Consider the following 10,484-nt stretch of genomic DNA (forward strand, 5'->3'; position numbering starts at 1 on the left):
TTACTGTTAATGGGCTGGTTGGAGCATAGTAGCAATACGCTAGCTAAAACGCTTTGTAAGCAGCGCGACGCGATGTTATTTTAGTTTCAATAAACAAAGGGCCTTTACAATGCGATAGGCTTCACAAGAGAACAAGAGTGGATAGAAACCTCGACGCCATAGACGAATTGAATGAAGCCGCTGTGGATGCAGGTTTCGATTGCAGCTATTTGCAACTGGATCAGGGCTATCTCAAGGCGTCATCCAGATCAATTCAGGTGGGTCAGGTCGGGCTGGTCCGAGAGGTGGTGGACAGAAGCGTCGAATACCGCGGCGTAATGTTCGCAGATACGCTGACATTCATGTCGGTGCTTGAAGGGGAGAATGCGCGGATAGCAGGCCTGCCCGGCGGAAGCGCATATTTGTGGTTTGTTCCCAGTGGTTTTCATCTGTCCATGGTGACAGGCGGATATATTGATGTCGTTACGATTTCGGTACCGCGGGAAGTGCTGCTCCCTCACGTTCCGAGCGCTAGTCCTGCAGGAAATATCTTTTCGATTAATGAGCCTGCGGCTCTCAGGTTGCCCGAGAAAAACGCCGAGAACCTGAAATCTACGCTGGCGGCGTGTTTCTCTTCTGAAAGCAACTTTGCAATTGCTGGCGAACTGCAGACCCTGATCGTAGAGGACATCGTCAATATTCTGAGAAAGGTTCGCATTGGTCGTGGCGTTGCGTCGGACCGGAACTTCAAGCAGCATGACAGGCTCATAAAAGCATCTGATTTCATCGCGGAAAACCTGCACCGACCCGTTTCGATCTCCGAGTTGACAGAAGTCACGGCGACCAGCGAACGCACCTTGCTGAGGCATTTCAAAGCGCACTACGGGCTTTCTCCAAATCAATACGCCCGCATCAAAAGGCTGGAAGAAGTGCGGAGATCGCTGAAGTCCCAGCGGGGGAGGCATGGGGCCATCACCAAAGCCGCCATGGATTTCGGGTTCTCACATCTGGGACGTTTTGCTGCTGAGTTTCAAACCCACTTTGGCGTCCTGCCAAGTGTAGTTGTCGGCAAAGCGGTTGGCACAGAAGGGTCGCCGCAAGGCTGCGGTTGAGGGCTCTGCGCGCCCGGAGCACCGCAGCTCGCGGAACTGCTATTAGCGTATCACGAAGCCATGTCTCGTTGGATCGTGGCAGTCACCGAAACGACTTGCTCAAAAGCGTTGTCGGAAATCGGATATGTCTTTGGCGCATTAGGCGCATGATTTTGCCGCTAGCTGCATAGAGACAATTGCCCCCGATTTGTAGCGTCTATTCGAACCATGGGGGCGATTTGTTTCGCGCGTCAGACAGACGGGTTGCCACGCCCTCACAGTGATCCAGGCTCGTACAGCCTGCCAAGTGGGAGAGACCTAAGATGTCGAGATTGCAAGACAAAGTAACGATCATTACCGGTGCAGCTTCCGGTATGGGCAAGGAAATGGCACTGCTGTTTCTGGACGAAGGCGCGAAAGTCGTCGCGGCAGATATCAACCAGGATCGCCTCGACGAGCTTGAAAAAGAGGTTGCCGACAAAGGGCAGTCCGTCGCGACAACCATATCGAACATCGCGGACAAGGCGCAGGTCGAAGCGATGATCCAGTTGGCCGTCGATACCTACGGTCGCCTTGATGTGCTCGTGAACAACGCAGGCATCATGGACCAGATGCAGCCGGTCGGCGACGTCGAAGACAAAGGCTGGAACCTGATCATGGACGTCGACCTCACAGGCAATTTCTATGGCATGCGCGCGGCGGTCCGGCGGTTTGAAAAACAAGGCGGTGGCGTCATTGTCAATGTGGGATCCATCGCTGGCATCAGCGGTGGGCGTGCGGGGGCGGCCTATACGGCGGCAAAGCACGGCATGATTGGCATCACGAAAAGCACGGCGCATATGTATGCAAAGGAGAACATTCGCTGCAACATGATCTGCCCGGGCTCCACTGCGACGAATATCTCCGAAAGCATGGGCGATATGTCCAACTACTCGGAACGGATTCAGGATCGGATTTTGTCCGGCATGGTGCTGAACCCGCGTCGAGCGCACCCCAGAGAGATTGCAAATGTGGCTCTGTTCCTTGCGAGCGACGAATCCAAAGTCGTCAACGGTGCGGTGATTACTGCCGACTCTGGTTGGTCAGCTTACTAGTTGCGCAAACTGGACCGGTCCGCGTGCAATCTGCCTCGGATCGCTGGCCGGTCCTGCTCTTTTCCTCCGGTTTTGGGTGCTTATTCGCTGCATGAACAGATTGGAAAATAAGATCGCCATAATCACCGGTGCCGCGAGCGAAATAGGCCGGGCCACCGCCAGCTTGTTTGTGAGCGAAGGCGCAAGGGTACTCGTTTCTGATTTGAGCGAAGGCGTTTGCAAGGCGGCTGTACGACAGATCGGGCGCGAGAACGTCAGCTATCTCGCTTGCAACGTTGCGGAACCGGAAGACAACGTAAAACTTGCTCAGAGAGCAGTGGAGCTATTCGGCGGTGTCGACATCCTTATCGCCAATGCCGGCATCGAAGGGGACACACGGGACATCCTGAGCTTAACGGAGGAAGCCTTCGACTTGCCCTACAAGGTAAACGTCAAGGGACCGTTTCATGGGATACGAGCGGTAGCAAAATATATGAAAAAACGCGGCGGTGGCAGCGTCGTCATCAAGTCTTCAATCGCGGCGCAGCGCGCCGGGCCTTTGCCCTATACAACGTCACAGCACGCAGTGACCGGTCTGACGCGCTCTGCGGCAAGACAGCTTGCAAGATACAAGATCAGGGTCAATTCGGTGAATCCGGGCGCCGTATCGACAAACATGATGTACGAATCGCGACTGCAAACCGGTGGGGCGAAAGTGGCGGGCGCGATGAAAGCGCAGATCCCGTTGCATCGGTTCGCAACTCCCGCTGAAATCGCCGAAGTCATATTGTTTTTGAGCAGCGACGCGAGCGCCTGCATTACTGGATCCGCTTATGTGATCGATGGCGGTGAACTCTCGTAGCTCTCTGATCCAATCGGTCAGATCAGGAACTGAACACACCGGCTGACCCGAAGAAAGGAAGTCAAAATGTCAAAGACCATGAAAGCGGCCGTCGTAACGGAGTTTGGCAAACCGCTTAGCATTATGGAAGTGGGTGTGCCAACAGTGGAAGCAGGCCAGATCCTTGTCAAAATGCAAGCGTCAGGTGTCTGCCATACCGATCTCCACGCGGCGGATGGTGACTGGCCCGTGAAACCAAATCCGCCCTTCATTCCCGGACATGAAGGCGTCGGTTTTGTAGCTGCTGTTGGTGCCGGCGTCACGGCAGTAAAAGAAGGCGACCGGGTCGGCGTGCCTTGGCTTCACACGGCGTGCGGCCATTGCAAGCACTGCCTTTCCAGTTGGGAAACGCTTTGCGGCGAGCAGCAGAACACCGGTTACTCGGTCAATGGCGGGTATGCGGAATATGTCCTCGCCGACCCCAACTACGTTGGCCATCTGCCCGATACTCTCGACTTTGAGCCAGCGGCACCCATCCTCTGCGCAGGCGTTACGGTCTACAAGGGGCTCAAGGAGACCGACACCAAGCCTGGTGATACCGTTGTTATATCCGGGATTGGCGGATTAGGGCATTTGGCGGTGCAATACGCAAAGGCAATGGGTTTGCATGTGATTGCCGTGGACATAACGGATGACAAGCTTGCGCTTGCGTCACGGTTGGGCGCTGATGCCGTGATCAATGCGCTTGAGACAGATCCCGTCAAGGAGGTTGCTGGCATGTACGGCGGTGCGGACGGGGTTCTCGTCACTGCTGTATCAAAAACTGCTTTTTCCCAAGGTGTCGGTATGCTCGGAAAACGGGGAACCATGTCCCTTGTTGGCTTGCCGCCCGATACGTTCGATCTGGACATTTTCGACACCGTTCTCAGCCGGAAGACAATTCGCGGATCCATTGTCGGCACGCGGCAAGACCTTGCGGAGTGCCTCGAATTCGCAGGCGAAGGCAAGATCAAGGTGCAATACGCAACCGAACCTTTGGAAAACATCAACAGCATTTTTGACCGTATGCGTGCCAACAAAATCGACGGCCGCATTGTCATGAAACTGTGAAGGGTCTCAAAATGAACAGCGTTTCGAAGCCGGATTGGCTACAGTATACCCTTGCCGTCTTGGGCTTCGCCACATGCTCCGCCTTCTGTGTCACCTCACAAGCAGCTGCACAGGATGCGGAAGCGCTCGCCAAAGAACTGAACAATCCGGGCGCTGCAAAAGCCACGCTGAATTTCAGTTTAACCCACAGAACCTACGACGGTGATTTACCTGGGGCCTCTGGTCAGGAAAGCACTACCCTAAGATTCAGACCGGTTTTCCCGTTTAAACTTCAAAATGGCGACAATCTAATTTTTCGGCCAGCACTGACTTACGCAAAGGATTTTCCCGTATTTGACTCTGCTGCAGGCCGTTTCAGAGGTGAAGATGGCTGGCTCGATATTCCTTACGACGTGCTCTATGCGTGGCAAAACGGGGACTGGACTCTCGGCGTCGGCGCGGTTGGATCGATCCCTGTTGGAAACAGTCTTTCTTCTGACAACTGGTTGCTAGGGCCCAGCTTTGTAGCGGTAAAGACAACGAATTGGGGACTGTTCGGTATCTTCCCGAGCCACAACGAAAAGGTTGGAGGGAGCGGTCCGTCGACTTCTCTCACATCCTTTCAGTATTTTGCCTTTGCAAGTATTGGCAATGGATGGTTGATCGGCACTGATCCTATTATCACCTATAACTGGGAGGCCACATCAAGCGAAGCATGGACATTCCCTGTTACACTGAATGTTAACAAAACAACTGAAATCGGAGGACTTCCTTTCAAGCTGGCCTTCATAGCCGAAAAGAACCTTCAAGCGCCTGATCGTTTTGCGCAAGACACAAGATTTGAGTTTCAGATCAGTCCGGTGGTCACTAATCCTTTTCAGCGAAACCCACCATTGCCTTCTGTAGACGCTGCGACCCGCGCTGCCGTGCTTGCCCCAATTTCCCGTTACTGAAAGCGCAGACATCGGCAGATGTCCGGATAGGTTTTGGCAATCCCAACAAATTTATCGGCCAGAAGCGAGTGTACCATGCACTGAGCGTGCTACTCGAGTATGTTCTTGTAGATGTGTCCGTCCTTCATGATGATTGTGAAGTTGTCTTCGGGGTTGCCGATCAGGGAGATATCGGTCAGCGGGTTGCCTGCCACCAGCAAAATATCGGCATAGGCGCCCTCTTCAATCACACCGTTTTTCCCGGGGTATGGGTTTCTTGGACCGGACAAGGCGAATAACTGTTGATTGTCGTGGGTCGCCATTTTCAGAACTTCAAAGGGCGAATACCACTGCGTCAGCTTGGCCAACTGATAACCATGTCTTTTTGCCAACTCAGTGTCGTAGGCAATGTCCGTACCGAAGGCAACTTTGACGCCGTGTTTTCTGGCCAACTCGTAGGCGCGTTTTGTCCCCTCTGCAACCCGAAGGAACTTTCCCCTTTGCAAGTTAGGAGATCCCTCAGCAGGAAACATAGCATCCTCGTCATCGAGAAACGGTTGCATTGAAAGCCACACGCCTTTTTCAGCAAGAAGCTTTATTGTCTCTTCATCGATAAGCTGACCATGGTCGATACACTGCACACCAGCCTCGACCGCCAGACGAACCGCGTCGGAAGTGTAGGCATGAACCGTCACGTAAGTATTCCAGCTCGCGGCGGCCTCGACAGCGGCTTTTAGTTCATCGAGCGTGTACTGTGACGCATCTATCGGGTCATTTGACGAACTGATACCGCCACCGGCCATGACCTTGATTTGCGAAGCGCCCTGCATCAGCGCTTCCCGGACGCGTTGAAGGACGGCGGGTCGCCCGTCGGCGACAATACCCAGCCCGGTGCGCTCCAACGGCTCAAGAATGCGATTGGCCTCAGCCGGGACCTGCATGCGCGTCCGAACGTCACCGTGCCCGGACGTTTGCGAAATCAATGGACCGCTCGGATAGATACGAGGGCCAGGGACTACGCCGTCGTCAATCGCAGATTTCAAACCGAAAACCGGTCCTCCGAGATCGCGTACAGTGGTAAAACCACGCATCAGCAATGCTTCGGCTTCGAGCACGGCGACCGTGTGCATGTAACCCGGATGCTCTCCAAATATCTTCGAGGCGGGCAAGGTCGCCGTCATAACATGATAGTGCGCATCCGTTAGGCCCGGCATCAGAGTGTGGTCGCTGCCGTCTATTACAACGGCCCCCCGAGACTCGATATCGGCAGAAGTGATCTGACTTATCACATTGTCTTCAACTAGAACGTTCACGTCCTCTATCAGCGCCTCATTCATACCGTCGAAGACATCGACGTTCTCGAAGAGGACGCGGCCGACTGCCTCTTGCGCCAATGCCGCAGAGGACGAGGCTAGCGCCACCACTAGTCCGATCGCAAGTTTCATCTCTATTCCTTCTCTTAATAGCTCGCACGGTTTAGTGGACGCTCTCAGCCAGCCTGTGCACATTTGGCATCTGCCGTTGTTTCTCAAGCACCTTCTGTCGCTGCGCTTTGGAGGGTGGCTTGAGGCCAGCTCTTTCTTGCCTTCTCAGGCGAAGGCAAGAAGAACATGGCAATGGAAACGGGTATCAGCAGAGCACCCATGGCGAGGAATGCTGTGTCATAAGATTGCGTGGCTTCATAGATCAACCCGGTCACATACGAACCAAAGCTTCCCAAAATTAGAACCAACGTCGCGATCCCCAGAATCACACCGATCGATTTTGCTCCGAGCCGGGAGGTATAAAAGATTGGCAGCATAGGCAGTGTTGCACCAACAGCGGAGCCCAACAATAGACACGCGATGTAGAGCACTGTCACGGAAGGCTCACCGGACAACAAGAATAGGGCGGCTGCCATCAGGACCGCCATAATCCAATAGACAACGCGGTGATCGATCCGTTCGCTTGCACTGCTTGCCGCCAGCTTGCCGATCACCTGGCCCACCGCGATAGTGGAGATCAGCTTAGCGGCCAGTCCGTTCTTGACCCCTTCGGCGCCTTCACCGAAGGAAAGCGAATTTACAAGAGCACCCAGATTGAACTGCACGCCGGTATAGGCCGCCATCAAGGGAACAATTCCCAGAACCGGAATCCAGAACGTCGGCATTCTGACAAGCTGACTGGCTATCCAGTCAGGTTCGACTTGCGCACCCGCCTGCGTATCCGTTTCAGACGGGTCCGCAGGCTTCGGCGGATCCTTTCTGAGCACCAACCCATTCAGAGGAAACAACACTGCAACTGCGCCGACGGCGAGAATGATCATCGTCATCCGCCAGTCAAACGCCGCGATCAAGGCCGAAATGACCAAGGGGAGTACAAACCCACCAACCGAGCTTCCCAGAGACGAAACGCCCAGAGCCACGCCGCGGCCCTCCGTAAACCATTTGCTAACAAGTGTTTGAGAGCTCAGTGAGCCACAAAAGATGATAGCTGCGGGAAGAAGCGTCGCGTAGGCAGCCAGAATCATCCAGAACGCTGATGCAAACGATATGAGCAGTAGACCAGCCGCAAGACAGGCAACCCCAATCAGGATCAACGTTCTCAGGCTCAACTTGTCCATCAGCTTGCCTGCAAAGGGGCTGGCCAGACTGTTGACGACCAGCACGATGGTAGAGCCAAGCAACACCTGACTTTGTGGTACCTGGAATTCCTCGGCCCAGGGCAAGACAAATAGCGCGTAGCCCGAAAGCAGAACGCCCATCGCAATACTTTGGTTTGCGAGTGTCGTGCCAACGACAAACCAGCCATATGTGTTCTTGGTGCTCATGGTTTCATTCCTTCGATTTTCGTTGGCAATGCAGTCGGCCGTCGAGCGCCGCTAGGCGCGTTGCTTTGGTCGCCCTGTCCGCGTTCGCGTCGCGAACAGGGTTGTTTCCACGTGGGTCAGATCGCCTTCTGGCCACCGTCCGCCATGTGCACGGTGCCGTTGATCCATGTGGATGCATCACTGCTCATGTAAAGAAGCGCTTCGGCGATCTCCATAGGATCCGCCCAACGTCCCAGTGGGATTTTCGCCTTGTAAGCCTTTGAAAAATCCTCGCCCAGTTCTTCCTCGACGCGCAGGAACATCGGTGTCGCGATGGGGCCGGGATTGACCGAGTTCACCCGGATTTTGTGTTGTGCCAGTTGCTTTGCTCCGCAGCGGACAAGCCCGGTCACTGCGTGTTTGGACACATTGTAGGCCGTGGTCTGCCCCCCCATGGTCGCACCGACCGATGACGTGATAACGACGCTGCCGCCGCCACGCTTGATCATCGATGGTACGCAGGCCTGCATGTTAAAGAGCGGACCTTTGACATTGACGGCAAAAGGGAAATCGAAATCCGGTTCGGTGACATCCATGATTGCCAACGGTTTGCCTTCAACACCGGCGTTGGCGACCAGCGCGTCGATACCACCGAACTTTTCTTCGGCTGTGGCGGCCATTCTGAAGCTGTCGTCTCGGTTGGTCACATCGCCAGCAACATAAATCACATCGTCGGAGGCAAGCTGTTCAACCGCTGCCTTGCAGCTATCCTCATTCAGGTCGAAGATGACCACTTTGGCACCTTCTTTCAAAAACAGCTCCGATGCCGCGAGGCCGACACCGCTAGCGCCGCCTGTAATAATCGCAACTTTTCCATCCATTCTGTTCATGTGGTCGCTCCTATTCTTGATTGCGTTTGATTTGTGTCCGTATTTCTTCGGAGGTCGAGATTTTCAAAATGTGATCCTTGTCCGAATACCGAACAGCCAGACTTCGTCATCGACTGGATTCAGAAGTGGGTTTCCGATCCTCTGGATGTCGAACGTGACGGCCAGGTTTTTGGCGAGGTAGTAGTTATAAAAAAGCTCGGTTGCGTTTTGCCAGCCGAAACCGGCAGAAGATTCTCCGCGGGAGTGGGCAAGACCAAGGATGTCAGCCCCGTTTCGCATCTTTTTGCGAAAGCCTGCCAGAAACGATGTGTTGTAAGGGGGCGCGTCCCCCTCCGAGAATCCTATGCGAGTAAACGGGTTCCAATCGCCGAATGTCCAGCTCGCTGTGAGTGCTGCGCCGTAGCTTTCTTCCGTTCCGGCGTCTTCACGTTCGTCCAGGTGCCATAGCGTGAGGCTGATTTTCTTGTCCAACCGTTCCGCTTGCGAGGGCACGTAGCCGAGTTCTACGCCAGTCCAGAATTCCGCACCACCCTCAAAAAATTCGAGGTCGTCAGATGTAAATCCATTGGCGTCGAAGGTGCCAGCCACGCCGTAGATATTATCGTTAAAATAGTAACCGCCCAAAATGCCCCAACTCGATTGTGGCTGCAGCACGCTGACCGGGTTGACGACTTCGTTGTTCATGAAACCGGTCCAAGGATTTGAAAACCCGTGGGTGTAGAAAAAGTTGTTCGGGTCAATCCGCCCTATGGCAAAGCCTGATGTTCCGCTACGGAACGGTTTGGCATAGTAAAGCGAGTAGAGATCAAACTTGGTGTCTCCAAGAATTGCGTTGGTTGTGCCGACATATCCGAATTGCTGCGCCAAAGCACTGGGCGCAACGCCATTCCCAATTGCATGTCTGTAATCGAATGTGAATTCTATCCGCCCCGCGTCGCGGTTCTCGAGACCCCTTGACTTCCATACTCCCGTGAACCGGAACAATCCCCCTAAGCCATAGTCTGGCTCGTTTAGAACGCGATCTGCCTTTTGATAATTGATCTGGTAGTGGCCGCCCATACGAAAGTTGGCGTTTTGCTCGATGCGTTCCTTGAATTTGAACCAAGGATCTAGCGCTTTGTCAAAACCGGGTAAGATATAAGAGGGACCCGTGTCAGCTCGACGATTTTGGATTTCATCCAAGTAGACCTCAGGTGCGCTGGGTCCGCCAAAACCGGCACCTAACCGCGCTGGCGCAGCTTCGACGCCGCTCTGAGCAAGAACAGAAGCGGGACAAAATAAAGCGCAAGCAACGCTGAACAACCTCAAAAGTTTGGGCCCGGCCCGCTCACTCTCACCACATTGACGATGCGTACTTTCATCAAGTGTTACACGAGCGGAAGCGCTCGTTTTTTTGAGGTGTCGCGCTGACTGTGTTATTTTGAAATGGTTCGCAGTAGAGTTGCAGAGATCGAATGCATTTTTTGCGACGCGAGAGACTCGAAAAGTCGAGAAGAGGTTTGAGTAGATTCGTTTCACAGCAGGTCCTCTGGCGGGCACCGTAAGGTAAAAACTATCGTCCAAAAGCGACAATCCGAAGTCCGGCAAACATCGAGCTGCAAATCGCCAATTTACTATCCTAAATCCGTCACGGGGAAATTAAGGCTGGTATTGTCAGATTAGCTTCGCCTGAGCGAGGAAGGGCGGTTGCGCGGCCGCGAGAGGTGAGTTGAAGATAGGGGGCGGGACTTCACGAAACCCGCGAGACCCTTCTTCAAGTGCTCAAGGGGTATTGCCAAGTTGTTCAGGCTGAATGATCTGG

Annotated in this window: 9 protein-coding genes; 5 read left to right on the forward strand and 4 right to left on the reverse strand. The window is 54.1% G+C overall.

The window, feature by feature from the left end:
• Positions 1-137: 137 nt before the first annotated feature.
• The 5 genes from I9184_RS20705 to I9184_RS20725 all read left to right on the forward strand — a co-directional run bounded on the left by I9184_RS20705 (position 138) and on the right by I9184_RS20725 (position 5,026).
• A complete protein-coding gene (locus I9184_RS20705) occupies positions 138-1,091 on the forward strand; it encodes a helix-turn-helix domain-containing protein (protein ID WP_171725196.1) in 954 nt (317 codons plus the stop codon).
• 302 nt (positions 1,092-1,393) lie between these two features.
• Complete coding sequence (locus tag I9184_RS20710; RefSeq protein WP_171725197.1) at positions 1,394-2,164, forward strand: SDR family oxidoreductase; 771 nt, start codon at positions 1,394-1,396, stop codon at positions 2,162-2,164.
• A gap of 91 nt (positions 2,165-2,255) precedes the next feature.
• Entirely contained in the window at positions 2,256-3,005 is a 750-nt protein-coding gene (locus I9184_RS20715; protein ID WP_209835608.1) for a glucose 1-dehydrogenase, read from the forward strand.
• Between the two features lie 66 nt (positions 3,006-3,071).
• Positions 3,072-4,094, forward strand: a complete 1,023-nt coding sequence (gene adhP, locus I9184_RS20720) for an alcohol dehydrogenase AdhP (protein ID WP_209835609.1) — start codon at positions 3,072-3,074, stop codon at positions 4,092-4,094.
• 11 nt (positions 4,095-4,105) lie between these two features.
• The gene (locus tag I9184_RS20725; RefSeq protein ID WP_209835610.1) at positions 4,106-5,026 is read left to right on the forward strand and encodes a hypothetical protein; all 921 of its coding nucleotides are present in this window, start codon (positions 4,106-4,108) and stop codon (positions 5,024-5,026) included.
• A gap of 89 nt (positions 5,027-5,115) precedes the next feature.
• On the opposite strand, the gene I9184_RS20730 is transcribed toward I9184_RS20725, so the two are convergent.
• The 4 genes from I9184_RS20730 to I9184_RS21185 form a co-directional block, all read right to left on the reverse strand.
• Positions 5,116-6,450 (reverse strand): amidohydrolase family protein, encoded by a 1,335-nt coding sequence (locus I9184_RS20730; protein ID WP_209835611.1) that lies wholly within the window; start codon positions 6,448-6,450, stop codon positions 5,116-5,118.
• Between the two features lie 83 nt (positions 6,451-6,533).
• Complete coding sequence (locus tag I9184_RS20735; protein ID WP_209835612.1) at positions 6,534-7,814, reverse strand: MFS transporter; 1,281 nt, start codon at positions 7,812-7,814, stop codon at positions 6,534-6,536.
• Between the two features lie 116 nt (positions 7,815-7,930).
• Complete coding sequence (locus I9184_RS20740; protein WP_209835613.1) at positions 7,931-8,683, reverse strand: glucose 1-dehydrogenase; 753 nt, start codon at positions 8,681-8,683, stop codon at positions 7,931-7,933.
• A gap of 63 nt (positions 8,684-8,746) precedes the next feature.
• Entirely contained in the window at positions 8,747-10,201 is a 1,455-nt protein-coding gene (locus I9184_RS21185) for a carbohydrate porin (RefSeq protein WP_209835614.1), read from the reverse strand.
• Positions 10,202-10,484: the final 283 nt, after the last annotated feature.

The sequence above is a fragment of the Ruegeria sp. HKCCE3926 genome (assembly GCF_017872515.1).
In the GTDB taxonomy this organism is placed as follows: domain Bacteria; phylum Pseudomonadota; class Alphaproteobacteria; order Rhodobacterales; family Rhodobacteraceae; genus Ruegeria.